The 17,586-nt window shown below is 61.8% G+C and carries 12 protein-coding genes; 7 read left to right on the forward strand and 5 right to left on the reverse strand.

All coding sequences use genetic code 11. The annotated features are described in order from the left end of the window. The first annotated feature begins 53 nt into the window (after window positions 1-53). The 5 genes from ACTG2T_RS11835 (at window position 54) to ACTG2T_RS11855 (ending at window position 9,777) form a co-directional block, all read left to right on the forward strand. Window positions 54-2,315: a patatin-like phospholipase family protein gene (locus tag ACTG2T_RS11835; RefSeq protein WP_330124760.1), complete on the forward strand. Its 2,262-nt coding sequence runs from the start codon at window positions 54-56 to the stop codon at window positions 2,313-2,315. Between the two features lie 229 nt (window positions 2,316-2,544). Then, on the forward strand, window positions 2,545-5,142 hold the full coding sequence (gene acnB / locus ACTG2T_RS11840; RefSeq protein WP_019444774.1) for a bifunctional aconitate hydratase 2/2-methylisocitrate dehydratase: 2,598 nt from the start codon (window positions 2,545-2,547) through the stop codon (window positions 5,140-5,142). Between the two features lie 280 nt (window positions 5,143-5,422). Then, the gene (locus ACTG2T_RS11845; protein ID WP_107684308.1) at window positions 5,423-7,009 is read left to right on the forward strand and encodes an EAL domain-containing protein; all 1,587 of its coding nucleotides are present in this window, start codon (window positions 5,423-5,425) and stop codon (window positions 7,007-7,009) included. Window positions 7,010-7,171: 162 nt separating this feature from the next. Further along, the gene (locus tag ACTG2T_RS11850; protein ID WP_330124658.1) at window positions 7,172-8,578 is read left to right on the forward strand and encodes a D-arabinono-1,4-lactone oxidase; all 1,407 of its coding nucleotides are present in this window, start codon (window positions 7,172-7,174) and stop codon (window positions 8,576-8,578) included. Window positions 8,579-8,649: 71 nt separating this feature from the next. Next, complete coding sequence (locus ACTG2T_RS11855) at window positions 8,650-9,777, forward strand: CobW family GTP-binding protein (RefSeq protein WP_330124657.1); 1,128 nt, start codon at window positions 8,650-8,652, stop codon at window positions 9,775-9,777. Here ACTG2T_RS11855 and ACTG2T_RS11860 read toward each other — a convergent pair. Both ACTG2T_RS11860 and ACTG2T_RS11865 read right to left on the reverse strand, forming a co-directional pair. Then, window positions 9,762-12,869: an efflux RND transporter permease subunit gene (locus ACTG2T_RS11860; protein ID WP_330124656.1), complete on the reverse strand. Its 3,108-nt coding sequence runs from the start codon at window positions 12,867-12,869 to the stop codon at window positions 9,762-9,764. The two genes, ACTG2T_RS11855 and ACTG2T_RS11860, sit on opposite strands and share 16 nt — an antisense overlap. Then, on the reverse strand, window positions 12,866-13,966 hold the full coding sequence (locus ACTG2T_RS11865; RefSeq protein ID WP_330124655.1) for an efflux RND transporter periplasmic adaptor subunit: 1,101 nt from the start codon (window positions 13,964-13,966) through the stop codon (window positions 12,866-12,868). Before ACTG2T_RS11865 ends, ACTG2T_RS11860 begins: the two co-directional genes overlap by 4 nt. A gap of 90 nt (window positions 13,967-14,056) precedes the next feature. On the opposite strand from ACTG2T_RS11865, the gene ACTG2T_RS11870 reads away from it, so the two are divergent. Both ACTG2T_RS11870 and mdtD read left to right on the forward strand, forming a co-directional pair. Further along, window positions 14,057-14,665, forward strand: coding sequence for a TetR/AcrR family transcriptional regulator (locus tag ACTG2T_RS11870; RefSeq protein ID WP_005355070.1), 609 nt, complete (start codon window positions 14,057-14,059; stop codon window positions 14,663-14,665). Between the two features lie 11 nt (window positions 14,666-14,676). Continuing rightward, window positions 14,677-16,092: a multidrug transporter subunit MdtD gene (mdtD, locus tag ACTG2T_RS11875; protein ID WP_139428308.1), complete on the forward strand. Its 1,416-nt coding sequence runs from the start codon at window positions 14,677-14,679 to the stop codon at window positions 16,090-16,092. Here mdtD and ACTG2T_RS11880 read toward each other — a convergent pair. The 3 genes from ACTG2T_RS11880 to folB form a co-directional block, all read right to left on the reverse strand. Further along, on the reverse strand, window positions 16,064-16,552 hold the full coding sequence (locus ACTG2T_RS11880; protein ID WP_245148027.1) for a YbaK/EbsC family protein: 489 nt from the start codon (window positions 16,550-16,552) through the stop codon (window positions 16,064-16,066). The genes mdtD and ACTG2T_RS11880 overlap by 29 nt on opposite strands. 126 nt (window positions 16,553-16,678) lie before the next feature. After that, window positions 16,679-17,188: a 2-amino-4-hydroxy-6-hydroxymethyldihydropteridine diphosphokinase gene (folK, locus tag ACTG2T_RS11885; protein WP_139474360.1), complete on the reverse strand. Its 510-nt coding sequence runs from the start codon at window positions 17,186-17,188 to the stop codon at window positions 16,679-16,681. Further along, on the reverse strand, window positions 17,188-17,559 hold the full coding sequence (folB, locus tag ACTG2T_RS11890; RefSeq protein ID WP_075112913.1) for a dihydroneopterin aldolase: 372 nt from the start codon (window positions 17,557-17,559) through the stop codon (window positions 17,188-17,190). The genes folK and folB overlap by 1 nt, the downstream gene beginning before the upstream one ends. Window positions 17,560-17,586: the final 27 nt, after the last annotated feature.

The raw sequence follows: 17,586 nt of genomic DNA on the forward strand, positions 1-17,586 counted from the left end.
TATAGTAGAGGCCATCCTTGGTGACTGACCCTCTGAATAATATGGAAAATATGATGCGCAGCTTAGGTGCGGGATGGACCCGTCTGCTTTTGGTGATGCTGGCGGCCTGCCCGCTGCTGGCTGTGGCGGCACAGGGGGAACGCCCGAAAATTGCGGTGGTGCTCAGCGGCGGCGGCGCCAAGGGCTCGGCCCATATCGGCATTCTCAAGGTGCTGGAACAGAAACGGATTCCGGTCGACATCATAGTCGGCACCAGCATGGGCTCTTATGTGGCGGGGATGTATGCCATGGGGCTCAGTGCCGAGGAGGTGGAGCGCACCACTTTGGCCATCGACTGGAACAAGGGGTATCAGGACAAGGTGGGCCGCGACGAACTGTCGTTGCGTAAAAAGCAGCAGAACGAGCAGTATCAACTGCGGACCGACATCGGGGTGAATGGCGATACCACCCAGTTGCCGGACGGTTTCTTCCAGGGCCAATCCATGGCCAGCCTGCTGCGGGGGGCCACCTCCAACCTGCCGGTACAGGCGAGTTTCGATGATCTCCCCATTCCCTACCGCGCCATGGCGACCGACATGGAGACGGTCACCCCCTTTGTGCTGGATCACGGCAGCCTGGCCAAGGCGATGCAGGCCTCCATGTCCATTCCCGGTGCCCTCAAGCCGGTGGAGTGGGAGGGGCACATCCTGGCGGACGGCGGTAGCGTCAACAACATGCCGGTGGATGTCGCCAAGGCGATGGGGGCCGACGTGGTGATCGCGGTGGATATCGGTGCCAAGCTACGTACCCGGGAGTCCCTCAAGTCAGGATTGGCCATGATTGACCAGCTCACCACCTACATGACCCAGGTGGGCACCGACAAGCAGAAGGCGCTGATGGGACCGAAGGATATTCTGATCGCCCCCGAGTTTGGCGATATGGGGATCGCCGACTTTGCCCGGATGCCGGAGGGGATCAAGATCGGTGAGACGGCGGCTGACAAGGTGTCGCTGCAACTCGATAAGCTGTCGCTCACCAAGGCGCAGTACAACGTCTATCGCAACCAGAAGCTGAGCCGTCGTGCCGAGCGTAGCGGTCAACCCGCTTACTTCATCGACAAGGTGGAGATCATCAACAAGTCGCGCCTCTCCGACGAGACGGTGCGCGCCATGCTTAAAGTACGGCCGGACAAGGTACAGACCAATGAGAGTCTGGAAGCGGGCATTCGCCGCCTCTATGCCCTTGAGTCCTTTGACCGCATCACCTACGAGGTGGAGGAGCGTGACGGGGAGAATGTGCTGCTGGTGGATGCCAGCGAGAAGAACTGGGGGCCGGGCTACCTCAACTTCCAGTTCGGTTTCACCGATGACTTCGAGAACACCTCCAACTACAACGTCGGCATGTCCTATACCCTCACCAACGTCAACGAGTGGGGGGCCGAGTGGCTGACCGAGGCGTCGCTGGGCACGGCCAAACATATCAAGACCGACTTCTATACCCCGCTCGAACCCTCCCAGACCTTTTATGGCGAGGCGAGTCTGGCCTATGACCAGACCCTGCGCCGCCTGTTTTTCCCCAATCCGGATCCCGAGGCGGTTTCGATAAGCTATCTCGACTCCGAATACTCCTTCTTCAGTGGCGATCTGGCGGTGGGCTGGAACCGCCAGCCCTGGAGCCGGTTGTCGATGGGGCTGGAGGGACAACTGGGCACGATTGATGTGAAGAACTTCAAGGGGCTGGAGATGGATGCCACGGCGTGGGGCCCCTATGTCCGCTTTGAACACGACAATCTGGATAGCCGCTATTTCCCCTATCAGGGGGTGAAATGGGACATGAAACTGGGCCACTCCCACGTCAGTGTGGATGGACTCGAGTCGGCAGATGGCCGCAGTGAAGGCTGGAATTATCAGCTCTCGATGATCAAACCCTGGTCATGGGACAGGCACAGCCTCAACCTGATCCTCGAAGGGGGAGGATCGGGCAGTGAAGAGGTGGTGCCGCTGCATATTCAGGATCTGGGCGGGCTGTTCCGCCTCTCCGGTTTCCAGCGCTACCAGCTGAGCGGTCGCTACAGCCTGTTTGGTGGCCTGCGTTACATCTATCGGGTGGCAGACAATGACTTTGGTGCCCTCAAGATGCCGCTCTATCTGGGTGGATCTCTGGAGCAGGGCGGGGTCTGGAACAAGGGTGAGGATATCAGTCTGGAGAGCTCGTTTACCGCCGGGTCGGTTTATGTCGGGGTGGAGAGCTTCCTCGGCCCTGTGTTCCTCGGCTACGGCATGGCAGAGGGGGGCAATGACGTCTTCTATCTGCAATTGGGCAGTACGTTCGAATAATGCTGAAATGATGCCAATTTGTTAACTCTGGTTGAGGGCGTTCAATTAATTTTCAAAAAATACCAGTCTGTTTAATTGGTTACGATTTTGTGGTGAATAAGTAAACAGGGTTTGGATTTTAATTAGTCGTTAAAACTTATATAGTGGGGAGCACCCTACGGGGTGTCCCGCAAGGACGATCGCCGCGAGCGTGGGCGAACCCCAAAAAAAGACCAAAGAGGAATTAGTCGTGCTTGAAACATACCGTAAACACGTCGCAGAACGTGCCGCCGAGGGCGTGGTTGCCAAACCTCTGGATGCAGAGCAGGTCGCCGCCCTGGTAACGCTTCTCAAGAACCCGCCCGCTGGCGAAGAAGACTTTCTGAAAGAGCTGTTGTCCTCCCGTATTCCCCCCGGTGTTGATGAAGCGGCCTATGTCAAAGCCGGTTTCCTCACCGCCGTCGCCAAGGGCGAAGCCCACTCTCCCATCCTGACTGCCGCCGAAGCCGTTGAGCTGCTGGGCACCATGCAGGGTGGTTACAACATTCAACCGCTGATCGACCTGCTGGATCACGCCACTCTGGCGCCGCTTGCCGCCAAGGGGCTCTCCCATACCCTGCTGATGTTTGACTCTTTCCACGACGTGGAAGAGAAGGCCAAGGCGGGCAATGTCCACGCCAAACAGGTGATGCAGTCCTGGGCTGATGCCGAGTGGTTCCTCTCCCGCCCGGAGCTGGCCGAGAAGATCACTGTCACCGTGTTCAAGGTGACCGGCGAAACCAACACCGACGACCTCTCGCCGGCACCGGACGCCTGGTCCCGCCCGGACATTCCGCTGCACGCGCTGGCGATGCTGAAAAACGCCCGTCCCGGCATTACTCCGGACAAGGATGGCGCCGTCGGCCCCATCAAGACCATCGATGCCCTGAAAGAGAAAGGCTTCCCGCTGGCCTATGTGGGTGACGTGGTCGGTACCGGTTCTTCCCGTAAATCCGCCACCAACTCGGTGCTCTGGTTTATGGGCGACGACATTCCGTTCGTGCCGAACAAGCGCGCTGGCGGTGTCTGTCTGGGTGGCAAGATTGCCCCGATCTTCTTCAACACCATGGAAGATGCCGGCGCCCTGCCCATCGAAGTGGATGTCTCCAAGCTGGAAATGGGCGATGTGATCGACATCTACCCCTATGCCGGCAAGATCTGCAAACACGGCACCGAACAGGTGCTGGCGCAGTTTGAACTGAAAACCGACGTGCTGATCGACGAAGTGCGCGCCGGTGGCCGTATCCCGCTGATCATCGGCCGCGGCCTGACCGACAAGGCCCGCGAAGCGCTGGGGCTGCCGTTCTCCACCGTATTCCGTCGCCCGCAGCCGGTGGCCGATACCGGTAAAGGCTTCACCTTGGCCCAGAAGATGGTGGGCAAGGCGTGCGGCGTGAAGGGCATTCGCCCGGGCACTTACTGCGAGCCCAAGATGACCACGGTCGGCTCTCAGGACACCACGGGCCCGATGACCCGCGACGAGCTCAAAGATCTGGCCTGTCTCGGCTTCTCCGCCGATCTGACCATGCAGTCCTTCTGCCACACTGCCGCCTATCCGAAGCCCATCGACGTACAGACCCACCACACCCTGCCGGACTTCATCATGAACCGCGGCGGTGTGAGCTTGCGTCCGGGTGACGGCGTCATCCACTCCTGGCTGAACCGCATGCTGCTGCCGGATACCGTGGGTACCGGTGGTGACTCCCACACCCGTTTCCCCATCGGTATCTCCTTCCCGGCGGGCTCCGGTCTGGTGGCCTTCGCCGCCGCCACCGGCGTGATGCCGCTGGATATGCCGGAGTCGGTGCTGGTGCGCTTCAAGGGCGAACTGCAACCGGGCATCACTCTGCGTGATCTGGTCCATGCCATCCCCTATGCCGCCATCCAGAAAGGGCTGCTGACCGTCGAGAAAGCGGGCAAGAAGAACATCTTCTCCGGCCGTATCCTCGAGATCGAAGGTCTGCCGACCCTGAAGGTGGAGCAGGCGTTCGAACTGGCTGATGCCAGCGCCGAGCGTTCCGCAGCCGGTTGCACCATCAAGCTGGATAAAGAGCCGATCATCGAGTATCTGAAGTCCAACATCGTGATGCTGAAATGGATGCTCTCCGAAGGCTACGGCGACGTACGCACCATCACCCGCCGCATCAAGGGGATGGAAGAGTGGCTGGCCAACCCGACCCTGATGGAAGCGGACAAGGATGCCGAGTACGCCGAAATCATCGAGATCGATCTGGCCACCATCAAGGAGCCAATCCTGTGTGCACCGAACGATCCGGACGATGCCCGTCTGCTGAGCGACGTGGCTGGCGACAAGATCGACGAAGTGTTCATCGGTTCGTGCATGACCAACATCGGTCACTTCCGTGCCGCCGGCAAACTGCTCGAGAAGTATCAGGGCGAGCTGCCGACCCGCATGTGGATCGCACCGCCCACCAAGATGGACAAGGATCAGCTGACCGAAGAGGGCTACTACGGCATCTTTGGTCGCGTCGGTGCCCGCATCGAGATCCCGGGCTGCTCCCTCTGCATGGGCAACCAGGCGCGGGTAGCGGAAGGGGCCTCCGTGGTCTCCACCTCCACCCGTAACTTCCCGAACCGTCTGGGTAAAGGTGCCAACGTCTATCTGGCCTCTGCGGAGCTGGCCGCCGTTGCCGCCATCCTCGGCAAGATCCCGACTGTGGCGGAGTACCTGCAGTACGCCAAGGCGCTGGATGCCACTGCGGCAGATACTTACCGCTACCTCAACTTCAACGAGATCGCCTCCTACACCAAGAAGGCCGATGCGGTGATCCTGCAACAAGCCGTTTAACGGAGTTCTTGCGCGATTTGCGCGATAAGAAGCCAATAATGCCGCGTATTTACGCGGCATTATTTATTTGTGTGTTATTCACCGTCTTTTTTGAAGATTGTTTGCACGATCCTTGCTAGAGAGATCCAACCACCTGTTTGGTGGTTCGTTTTATAAACACTTTGGGTTATGTTGTTCGGTTATGTGCGGTAATGATGAGGCATCGTTATCGAGGGAAAGTGGATATCTGTTCACTGGGCGCTTGCGTTGGCAGGCCTGACGAATTGCGGCGTGGTTCTTTATGTTTCTGTTCAGGATCGATCTCTCCCGAACCGGGTTACGCTTCGGCGGTGCCTTGCTGGTCTTTACCCTGCCGCTGCTGGTGGGAAGTTGGCTCATCCACAGCAATTATGTGCAGGAGCTGAAAGCGGAATCCAGCGCCTCGGCCCACAAGGCCAGAACCCTGATGGAGTCGATGCTGGATCATGCGGAGCAGGCCAATCGCTCCGTGCTGCCCTTGGTGAATGCTCCCTGTCGCGACAACCTGCTGGTGCTGCGCAAGAAGGTCGCCATTGAGCCCTTCCTGCGTTCGGTCAATCTGGTGCGAAACGGCATCATCAATTGCACCTCGCTGTTTGGTGAGGCCAATGATGCCGATGACGGCTCCATCTACACCGGCCGCAAGCTGTTGCTGATGAGTGGCAACCGGGTGCGGCAAAATCACCCGCTGCTGGTGGTGCGCACCGAGCAGGGCAAGGATGCCGCCTTGAGCGCCATCGACAGTACCCAGCTCAGTTTCATGCTCTCCATGAGCGGAAAATCCAGTGCGCTTTATCTGCAGGTGGGGTCGGCCTGGCTCAATGAGTCTGGCCGCTATCTGAGCGAGGCGCCCACCCTCCATCGCGGGATCAGCCAGGCCCTCACCTCATCCCATTATCCTTTCACCATCCATGCCGGTTATGCCATGCCGGTCTACTGGAAGTCGCTGTGGGCCGCGCGGCATGTGGCGCTGTCGTGGCTGGCGGTTTCCTCGCTTTTGCTGGCCTGGCTGGTGTGGTGGGTGCTGGGGCGTCCCGGCTCGCCAACAGATGAGTTGCGACGTGCCCTGCGGGCCAGGGAGTTTGTTCCCTACCTGCAGCCGCTGATTGCCAGCCACGACGGCAAGATGATGGGCGCCGAGGTGCTGATGCGCTGGGAGCATGTCAATGAAGGGGTGATCCGGCCCGATCTCTTTATCCCGCAAGCGGAGGAGTCGGGACTGATCGTACCCATGACCACCCATATCATGAAGCAGGTGGCGACACGGTTGAACCGCTCTCAGGAGCAGTTGCCCGATGGGTTTCATATCAGCTTCAACATCAGCGCCGCCCATTGCCACGATTTTGCCCTGCTGGCCGAGTGCCGCGCCTTCCTCGGCCACTTCCTCCCCGGCAAGGTGGTACTGGTGCTGGAGCTGACCGAGCGGGAGCTGTTGATGTCCGATCCCCAGACCCTCTCCCTGTTCCGCCAGCTGGACGAGATGGGGGTCAAACTCGCCATCGACGACTTTGGTACCGGCCACTCCAGCCTGGCTTACCTGCAGCAGTTCCATGTGGATTACCTCAAGATCGACAAATCCTTTATCGCCCGCATCGGTACCGAGTCCCTCTCGGAACATATCGTGGACAATGTGATCGATCTGGCGACCCGGCTCGGTCTGGCGCTGGTGGCGGAAGGGGTGGAGAGCGAGCGTCAGGCTGACTACCTCAGGGCCAAAGGGGTCGATTATCTGCAGGGGTATCTGTTTGCCCGCCCCATGCCGCTGCGCCAGTTTTGCGAGGAGCTGCTGCCGGAAGAGGCACAAACCCGCCAGCCAGATGGGGTGCGAGGCATCCCGAACGCCACCTGATCTATCGGTGACAGACGGGCGGCCACGCTCCCGTCTGGCAGGGTAGGGAAGTGCTATATCCCTATCCCCCCTCGAGTGCAGGGGCTTGTTTTCCATGCCTTGCGGCTCGCTTTTCGGTAGAATCAGCGCTCATTTTGACGTCAGTAAAAGATGAGGCGCGGTATGACGGTTCAGTTCCAGGCATTTCACAGCATCAAGGCGATCGGTAATCGGGAGGTGCTGTTCAACTGGTCGAGAACCAATCCCCTCGGGGCGCTGGATCAGGTGTGGCGCCCGAAAACCCGCGACCAGCTGCAAGCGCTGCTGCGGGAACACCCCGAGCGCAAGTTGCGCCTTATCGGCTCCGGCCTCTCTTTCGAACCCATTCACAGCGTCTATGCCGAGGGCAGTCAGGCGCTGCTGGTGGACTTGCACCACCTGCGCGGCCAGTTGGCTAAAACTGCCGATACCGTGACCTATCAGGCGGGGACGCCCCTTGATATCGTCTACGGCGATCTTATCGCTATGGAGCGGATGCTGCCGGCTTCCCCCGGGGTTATCGGCATCCAGACCCTGGGCGGCGCGCTCAGCACCGGCACCCATGGTCAGGGACTGCACCAGTCAGCCCTGTGCGATGCGGTGGAGGCGATGACGGTGATGCTGGCCAATGGCGACATCATCCGGGTGGATCGCACCGACCCGCGCTTCGGCGCCTTCGTGATGGGGATGGGGATGCTCGGCATCCTGCTCGACGTCACCTTGCGCACTGTGCCCAATCGCATTATGCGCTGCACCAAGTTCACCACCGATTACCCCTTCCTCTTGGAGCGCAACGAGCGGCTCAACCGTGAGCACGGCTTTGTGAAGAGCTGGTGGTTTGCCTGGACCGGTGAGAGCCACATCTGGCTGGTGGATCCCGCCTCTGATGAGGAGGTGGCCCGTTACCGCGCCGGCGGCAGCGAGCCGCTGCTGCTGGATGGCGATATCGACGCCCGCATGAATGCTGCTCTTAATGCCACTATCGACGCCACCATGCAGAAGATGGCCAAAGACACCAAGGATGAGGCGTTGGCTGGCGAGCACTTCGAGACGGTGCGCCGCTTCAAGGATGCCTCCGATCTGGTGGGCAACGTCTACCAGATCCTCTGCAAGGGGATCCCGGCCCCCCAGATCAACTGCGAGGTGGCGGTGCCGCTGCATCGGATGAACGAGGCGCTGGAGACCCTGCAAGCGTGGCAGCAGGCCAATCCGGGCGTGCTGCACTACCCCTTTATCCTGCGCTGTACCGGCCCTTCCGAGGCCTGGCTCAGCGCCGCTTATGGCCAATCGGTCTGCTGGATCGGTTTCCTGGTCTACCTGGCGGCGGACGGCACCTTCGTCAATGGCTCGATGGAGCAGATGCGCGAGCTGCAGCAACTGCTGGTGCCGCTCGGCGGCATCCCCCATTTTGGCAAGCATCTGGCGATGGATCTCTACGACTTCCCGGCCCTGCTGCCACGCTGGAACGACTTCGTTGCGTTGAAAGCCGAGCTCGATCCGCACGGCCGTTTTGAAAACCGCTGGCTCAGCGATCTGTTTGCCAACCGGTAAGGATCTGACATGACCGATATGCAAGATACCCGCGCACTCATCACTCTGCCGACCAGAGGGAAGTCATCGATATGACCGATATGCAAGATACCCGTATCCCAGTGACCCTGCTGACCGGCTTTCTCGGCAGCGGCAAGACAACGCTGCTCAACCACTGGGTCAAGCAGCCGGAGCTTGGCGAGTGCGCCGTGCTGATCAACGAGTTCGGCTCGGTTGGGCTGGATCACCATCTGGTGCAACAGGTGGATGAGCAGGTGATGCTGCTCGACTCCGGCTGCATCTGCTGCTCGGTACAGGGCTCTTTGGTGGAGGCGCTGCAGGGGCTGTTTATGAAGGCTATCCAGCGCAAGATCAAACCGTTCAAGCGGCTGATTATCGAGACCACCGGTCTGGCAGATCCGGCCCCCGTGCTGTTCACGTTGAGGGAAGAGGGCTTTATCGCCCAGCGCTACCGCTTCGATGGCACCGTCACCGTGGTAGATGCCGGCCATATCGAGCAGCAGCTGGCGGCTCAATATGAAGCGGTGAAACAGGTGGCGCTGGCGGATCTGCTGGTGGTGAGCAAGGGGGATCTGGTGGAGGACGAACAGCTGGCGCGGGTCGAAGCCCAGCTGGCTGCACTCAACCCGGCGGCCCCGATCCAGCAGGTGACCAATGGCGAACTGTCGCCAGCAGTGCTGGAGAAGCTCGGCGCCTACAACGAAGCGGCGGGGCGCGATGTGCGCCAGCTGCTGGCCTGGCTGCGCACCGAATCCCCCAAGCAGGGGCTGGCATCACCCATGCAGCCGAAGATGCAACCGTTCGCCGCCAAGGTGGGCACAGCTGCGCCCACCCACTTGGAGCACGGCAACATCGAGAGTTTCTCCCTGCGTATCGGAGAGCCGCTCAAGCCCTCCCGCCTGCTGGCCGCCATCGATGCTGTGCAGGCGCAGTATGGCGATGCCCTGCTGCGGCTCAAGGGGATCTTGCAGCTGGAAGGGGAGAGCCAGCCGGTGGTGATCCACGGCGTACACGGCCAGCTCTATCCGCTGCAGGCGCTGGGCGACTGGCCGGAGGGCAAGGCCCAGTCCCGACTGGTGTTTATCGTGAAAAGTCAGGACAAGGCCGGTATCGAGCAGCTCTTTATGGCGACCCTCAAGGCCCCCGAGCCCACTCTGGAAGAGCGGCTCAAAGCCATGCTGGGTCAGCCCGACAACTGATCTTGCGCGTTGCAGCTCTCCTGCACCGGGTCAGGACGGCGACGGTTGAACAGCACGAACGCCACCGGCACAAAGTAGAACGAGAGCAGGGTTGCCAGCGCTGTGCCACCGGCGATGGCGATGGCAAAGGGTGGCCAGAAGCCGCCGCCCCCCAGCAATAGCGGGATGAAGCCGCCCACCGTGGTGATGGTGGTCGAGACGATGTGGCGGCTGCAACCGGCCACCAGATCACGGATCTGCGGCAGATTGCCCTGTTGTGCCAGCGGGTCTGCCTTCAGCTCGGCCAGAATGACGATGGCGGCGTTGATGGCCAGCCCCATCAGTCCCAGCAGGGCGATGATCACCGTAAACCCGAAGGGGTAGCCCAGCAGCCAGACCCACAGCAGCCCGAGCCCAGCCGACTGGATCGCCACCAGGGTGACGATGCCTGCCAGCCGGAACGAGTTGAAGCTGAGCACCAGCACGGCCACCAGCAGCACGGCGACCAGGCTGACATGGGCCATCAGATTGCCTACCGATTCATCCCGCTTGGCGGCTTCCCCGCCGAACTCCAGTCGATAGCCCGGCGGCAATGCCAGCGCCTTGGCGGCCAGCCTCTCTTTGACCTGCTCCAGCACGGTTTGCGGCAGTACGCCGACCGCCAGATAGGCCTCCAGCACATTGACCCGCTCACCATCCCGACGGCTGATCTCCCCCCAGCTTGGCAGCAGCTCGGGAGTGGCCAGCGCCCGCAAGGTGAGATTGGCTGCCCCTTGCTGGCCTGTGCCGGTGAGCGACAGCGGCACATTGAGCAGCGCATCCGGATCCTGACGCAAGGGCTCGGCCAGTCGCACCCGAACCGGGATTGACTCGGTGCCTTCCAGCACAGTGCCGCCCAACCTGCCATCCAGTGCACCCGCCAGCCGGGAGGCAACATCTGTCAGGCTCATGCCTGCCAGTCGGGCGGCCTCCTCATCGACCTGCAACCAGAGTTTGGGTGCCCCTGCCTGCAAGGTGGCGCGGGTCTGCACCACGGCCGGGGTATTGGCGAGCAGAGTGCGCAGCTCCTCTCCCAGATGGTGTAGTTGTTCAAGGTCGGGGCCAAACAGCCGCAGCTCGACCGGGGCATTGAAAGGCGGCCCCTGTTCCAGCTTGCGCACCAGGATCTGCGCTTCGGGAAATTTTGCATCGAGCCGCTGCTGCAGTTGTGGAATGAGCCGTTCGGCGGCATCGGCATCCTGCAGGGTGATCATCCCCTGGGCGTAATCGGCCCGCCCCTGTTTTCTGGGCACCAGGTTGTAGTAGAAGCTGGGGGCGTTGTCACCCACCACCCAGTCCTGACGAACCAGCTCGGGGAGGTTGTCCAGCTCGGCGGAGATCCCCAGTGCCAGCTCGCGAGTGCGCGCCAGGCTCGCCTGTGGGGAGAGGCTGGCCTCGATGTGGATCATGTCCCGATCGGCAGGGGGAAAGAACTGTTCGGTGAGGCGGCCCGCCACCCAGAAACCGAGCAGGGGCAGCAGACTGACCAGCAGCAGGGTACGCCAGGGGTGAGCCAGCGCCATGGCGATGCTCTGCTGGAAACGGGCACTCACCCGGGGCAGGTGCAAGCCATCCTGATACCAGCGTCCCCCTTGGTCACTACCAATCCAGCGGGCTGCGAGGCCAGCCACCAGGGTGTGGGCGATGAGGTAGGATCCCAGCAGCGAGCAGATCACCGCCCAGGCGATGCCGCCGACAAACTCGCCCGCCGGGCCCGGCATCAGAATGATCGGCATAAAGGCGAGCATGGTGGTGAGGGTGGAGCCCAGCAGTGGCAGCCAGAGGTGGCCGATGGCTTCCAGTGCGGCGGCACTCATGGCCATGCCGTGGCGGCGCTGATACTGCACCCGATCCGCCATGACGATGGCGTTGTCCACCATGATCCCGAGCGCCACCACCAGACCGGTGACCGACATCTGGTGAATGGGCAGATTGATCAGGTTCATGCAGGCGAATGAGAACGCCACGGTAAGCGGCAGCGACAGGGCCACGATAATGGCGGCCTTGACCCCCAAGGTCACCAGCAGCACGGCCACTATGATGAGGAAGCCCTGCACAATGTTGATGAGCAGTGTGTCGAGCCGCTGATCGGTATAACGTTGCTGATCGAAGCTGGTGACGAGGCCGATATTATCCGGCAAGTCCTGTTGCAGCTGGGTCAGCATGGTGTCGACCCGTGCCGACCAGAGGTCGATGCGGTGATCCTGTGCCATGCGCAGGCCGACCACCACGGCCCGCTCACCATTGGCAAAGGCCAGCTGGCTCTCCGGCTGGTGCAGGGTACGCCGTACCTCGGCCAGATCGCCAAGGCGCAGGGTCTGGCCCTGCTCGCCGGTGCGCAGCGGGATCTGGCGGATCCGCTCCAGGGTATCGAGGGCGCCACGGATCTCCACCTGAAAGCGATTGTGGCTGCCCTGCAACTCCCCGGCGGCTACCTTGGCATCGGCACCACTCAGCGCCTGGGCAAGCTGTTCGCCACTCATGCCGCTGGCACTGAGGGCGAGGGGATCGAACCGCACCTCGATCTCCTCCTGCGGTGCCCCGACCCGCTCGACGTATTCGGTGCCCGGCAGCTGGCGAGCCCTGCGTTCCAGCTCGGCGCTGTAGCGGGCGAGGCGATCCAGCTGTGGCTGGCCCGGCCCGTGCCAGACCACATTGACCAGCCGGGTGAAGGGGTAGCCCTTCTCGTCATCCAGCTTGGGGGCACTGGCGCCGGCTGGCAGTCCGGCGGCAAGATCTGCCAGCCGATCACGGACTCTGGACCAGACAGGTTCGACATCGCTGACCTCATCCTTGAGCTCCAGATTGATGATGGAGATACCGGGGCGAGAGCTCGACTCGATCAGCTTGATCTCGCTCTGGGCCCGCAGCCGGTTCTCGATGGGCTCGCTCACCAGCGCTTCCACCCGTTCGGCGCTGGCCCCGGGGAAGTGGGTAACTACGCTGGCAAAACGGCTGGTGAGCTGGGGATCTTCGGTTCTGGGCAGGGTCTGCAATGCCGCAAGGGCGGCCGTCAGCAGCAGCGCGACCGTCAACAGCAGCAGGCGGCCATTCTCGATAAACGGGCGGATCATGACTGTGGCTCCGGATGGCCTGCCTGATGATCCACGCTGGTGGTCAGGGTGACCTGCTGGCCCGGCACCAGTTTATGCAGGCCATCGGTCACCAGCTGTTCTTGTCCATTCAGGGCACCACTGATCCAGGCCCGCTCGCCATCTTGCTGCAGCAGGGTGACGTCCCGGCTGACCACCCGGGGTGGTGTTTCGTCGTTGAGCAGATAGAGGGTCCAGCTGCCGCGCAATCCCTGGGTCAGTGCGGTGAGCGGTACCTCGTAAGCGCGGGTGGGCTCGCGGGTCTGATGCAGCAGGGTGATCAGTTGCCCCTCTGCCAGTTGTTCGCCGCCCCGGGTCAGCTGGAAGCGGGCGGTGCGGGTGTGGGTCTGCCCGTCCACTTGTACCCCCAGATTAAGCAGGCGACCCTCCAGTGATTGCGCACCGCTTTGCAGGGGGTAGCGTTGGCCGACGATCAGGGTCTCGGCCTGTTTCACCGGCACGCCGATATCGGCCTCCCACTGGCCGCTGCGGGTCAGGGAGAAGAGAGGCTGGCCTGCAGCCACCACGGCCCCCAATGCCTGCTCGCGGCTGACCACAATCCCGTTGAAGGGGGCGCGCAGCTGTGATTTCTCCTGTTTGACCCGGTTGGCTTCGAGGGCGGCGGCCAGCTGGTTGGCGCTTGCCTCCAGCATGCGGACTTTGCCTTGCTGTTCATCCAGCGCCTGACGGGAGCTGAACTGCTGCTGGCGCAGAGCTGTGAGTCGTTCGAGCGTCTGTCGGGCAAGGGTCAGCTCGGCCTCGTTCTGGGCTGCCCGGGCGGCCAGCTCTTTGGCTTCCACTGCCAGCAGCCGGGTATCCAGTGTGGCTAGCAGTTCGCCAGCCGCGACCGGCTCTCCGCGTCCCTTGTGCAGGGTAGCGATCCGCCCTGCCTGCTCGAAGCCTATCTGGCTGTGCTCGGGGGCGATCACCCGGCCATTGAAGCGGTGCAGCACCGGGTAGTGATCGCTGGCTTGCAGCGGCTGGGCGATCACCCGGGTCAGGGCGGGTGTTTCTTCTGACTCTGTGACCGGGCTGCAGCCACTCAGTAACAGCGCCAGCAGGATTAAGCAAAGTGTCATGACATCATCCTCTGGTTGACATAACATCAAATCACACCGGTGAGTCTAGTTTTTCGAAACTAGACTGTCCAGTTTGATTGTGGAGGAAAAATGAACATTTCACCCCGTAGTCAGCAGAAGCGGGCTGCGATCCTCGATGCTGCCGGGCGGCTCTTCTGTCAGCACGGTCTGCATCTGGTCAGCATGGACATGGTGGCCAGTGAAGCGGGCGTCTCCAAGCAGACGGTCTACAGCCATTTTGCCAACAAGGAGTCGCTGTTTGCCGAAGCGGTGGGCAGCAAGTGCGTCAGCAGCGAGCTGATGCCGGAGGTGTTGCTGCGTGGCAACAATGTGCGGGAGAGTCTGATTGCCTTTGGTCGCAGCTTTCGCAAGTTGATCCTGAGCGATGATGCCATCAATATCTTTCGCACCTGCATCAGCTGCAACGATGCCCAGCTGGCCACCCTTTTTTTCGAGGCGGGCCCGCTCTATGTGACCGAGATGCTGTCCAACTGGCTGGAGCAGCAGAAGCAGCAAGGCCTGCTGTGCCATCAAGACAGCGAACAGGCCGCCTTGCAGCTGTTGCTGATGTGGCAGGGCAAGGAGCGAATGCTCCGTGAGCTGGGTCTGCCGTTGACCCAGAGCGCTGCCGAGCAGGATGCCTGGACCCTGAGTTGTGTCGATCTCTTCCTGACCGCCGCCGCTCCCCCGCAAAAATAATGGAGGTGGCAATGAGCCACACAGTGACAGATGCCCAGCGCAAGTGGCTGCCCCTGCTGGCGGCGGTCGGTTTCTTTATGCAGGCGCTGGATGGCACCATTCTCAACACCGCCCTGCCCAGCATGGCCGAGACCTTGGGAGAGAGCCCGCTGCAGATGCAGTCGGTGATCATTGCCTACATGTTGACGGTGGCGTTGCTGATCCCGGCTTCCGGCTGGCTGGCTGACAGATTCGGCACCCGCCGCATCTATCTGGCTGCCATCTCGCTCTTTACCCTCGGCTCGCTCGCCTGCGCCGCCTCCAATTCCCTCTCCATGCTGGTGGCCGCCCGGGTACTTCAGGGGATTGGCGGTGCGCTGCTGATGCCGGTGGGACGGTTGGCGGTGCTGCGGGTCTATGACAAGCACGAGCTGCTGCGGGTGATGTCGTTTGTCACCATCCCTGGGCTGCTCGGCCCGTTGATGGGGCCGGCGCTCGGTGGCTGGCTGGTGGAAGTGGCGAGCTGGCACTGGGTATTTCTCATCAACCTGCCGGTGGGGTTGCTCGGCTTTATCGCCAGCTGGCACTTTATGCCGGAGCTGCGGCAGCAGACCGCCCGGTTCGACTGGCAGGGCTTTGTGATGTTCAGCGTCGGCATGGTGCTGGTGTCGGTCGGCTTGCAGGGTCTGGGGGAGCACAGCATCTCCACCGGTTGGGCGCTGTTTGCACTGATCTTCGGCTTGGCGGCGATGGCGAGCTACTGGCTCTATGCCGCCAATGCACCGCAGCCGCTCTTTAGCCTGAGCCTGTTCAAGACCGCCACCTTTGCCATCGGCATCTGGGGCAACCTGTTTGCCCGCCTTGGCAGCGGCGCCATGCCCTTCCTCACCCCGCTGTTTCTGCAGCTGGGGCTCGGTTTCTCCCCGAGTAAGGCGGGAATGACCATGATCCCCACCGTGATTGGCGCCATGCTGACCAAGACGCTGGTGAACAAGCTGATTCCGAAGGTGGGCTATCGCCGCATTTTGATCGGCAACACCCTGTTGCTGGGGGCGATGATCGCCAGCTTCTACTTTATCGACAACCAGCTCCCCTACGGGGTCTTGCTGGGCTGGCTGGCGATCTTCGGCGCCATCAACTCGCTGCAGTTCTCCGCCATGAACACTCTCACGCTGCAAGATCTCAGCCCGACCCTGGCCAGCAGTGGCAACGGCCTGCTCTCGGTGGTGATGCAGCTCTCCATGAGTTTGGGGGTGGCAATTGCTGCCAGCCTGCTCGGGCTCTTCTCGGCGGGCACCTCAGCGGGCACCTTAGTGGCTGAGGGTCAGTGGCTGGCCGGGTTCCACCTTACCTACCTCTGTGTCGGGTTGCTCTCCATGCTGGCGGCGCTGATCTTCGCCCAGCTGGCGCGCGATGGGGCTACGCCGTCGGCGCGGGCAGATAGCTGACCTCGCAGGGGAGCTGCGCCAGTACCTCGGCCAGATGCTCGGTCGCCAGCAGAAAGGTCTGCTCCGGGTGGCCCGGGGTCCAGGTGAAGGCGGTGTGGTTGAGCAGTTGCGGGTCCACCAGTAGTGGAATATCGGCACGGGGCAGGAAGGGGCAGACCGCTCCCGGCAGGCAGCCAATCTCCGCCTGCATCTCTTCGGCGGTGCAGATGGAGGGTTTGGCGCCGAGCGCGGCCTTGACCGCCTTGTTGTCGAGCCGGCCGTCCCTGTGGGTCAGCAGCAGGGCGAAGCTGCCATCCTTGAACTTGAGAAACAGGGTCTTGCTGAACTCCGCCTGCCAGCCGAGGCGGGCCTTGACCTTTTCATCGGTGGCGTAGTCGAGAATGGGTTCATGCTCATAGCGCTGGTGGGGCAGTTCGGCCAGCAGTTGGCAGTTGAAATGGTGAATGGTATCGAGTGGCATGGGGTTCTCCTGTAGTGGGTGCTATCCTGCCAGCCTCGCAGGGTCAGGCCCAATGACACTTTCTTATCCGTGATAAGCAACCCTGTCCATGCAAACAACAAGGGCGCCGTGAGGCGCCCTTGCGGATCAGTGATGCTGCAATTCGCACGCTTCCCAGTGAAAGGGAATGGGGCACAGCTGCTGGGAAGCCTTGTCATAGGCTTGCCACAGCTCACCCATGGTGCGGCCATCGACGGGGTGGCGCAGTTTGGGGGCCAGTTCGGCCAGCGGCCACAGCACGAAGGCGTTGGTGAGCACTTCACCGCGCGGCAGCACCAGCGGGGTGTCGCAGACCAGATCGCCATAGAGCAGCAGGTCGAGATCCAGGGTGCGCGGGGCGAACTTCTTGGCATCCGGCTCGCGGCCGTGGGCGAACTCCATGGCCCGCAGTCGCTGGCAGACGGTGGCCAGCGGCAGATCGGTCTCGGCAGCCGCTACCAGGTTGTAGAAGGGGCGGCCGTTGAAGCCGACCGCCTCGCTCTCGAATACCCGGGAGACCCGCAACTCGCCAAATTCGGCGTGCAGGGCATCGAGCCCGGCGCGAATATGGCGATCCCGCTCGATGTTGGAGCCCAGGCTGATATAGATGGTGGTCATCAGTTGCTGCTCGCGGCCGGCGTGCGATGGCGCAGGATCTCGACGCCGACTCCGGCGGCATTGGGCACGGCGCCCGGCTTGGTGAGGGTGACCTTGACCCACTGTACCCGCTCGTCGGTCAGAACCAGCATGGCGACCTGCTCGGCCATGGTCTCGACCAGCTCGACCACCTTGCCGGTGACATGCTCGCAAATCTTGTTGGAGAGGTCGGCATAATCCAGTGCCAGATTGATGTCGTCGGTTGCTGCCGCGGGGCGGTTGTCGAACCCCATCTCGAGGTCAAAACGGAGCTTTTGGCGAATGCCCTTCTCCCACTCATATACACCGATGGTGGTCAAAACTTCGAGTCCGCGAATAAACACCTTGTCCATGACTGTACTTCTTCTTTACTCTTGATG

This window comes from Aeromonas sp. 75A (assembly GCF_051919425.1).
In the GTDB taxonomy this organism is placed as follows: domain Bacteria; phylum Pseudomonadota; class Gammaproteobacteria; order Enterobacterales; family Aeromonadaceae; genus Aeromonas; species Aeromonas veronii.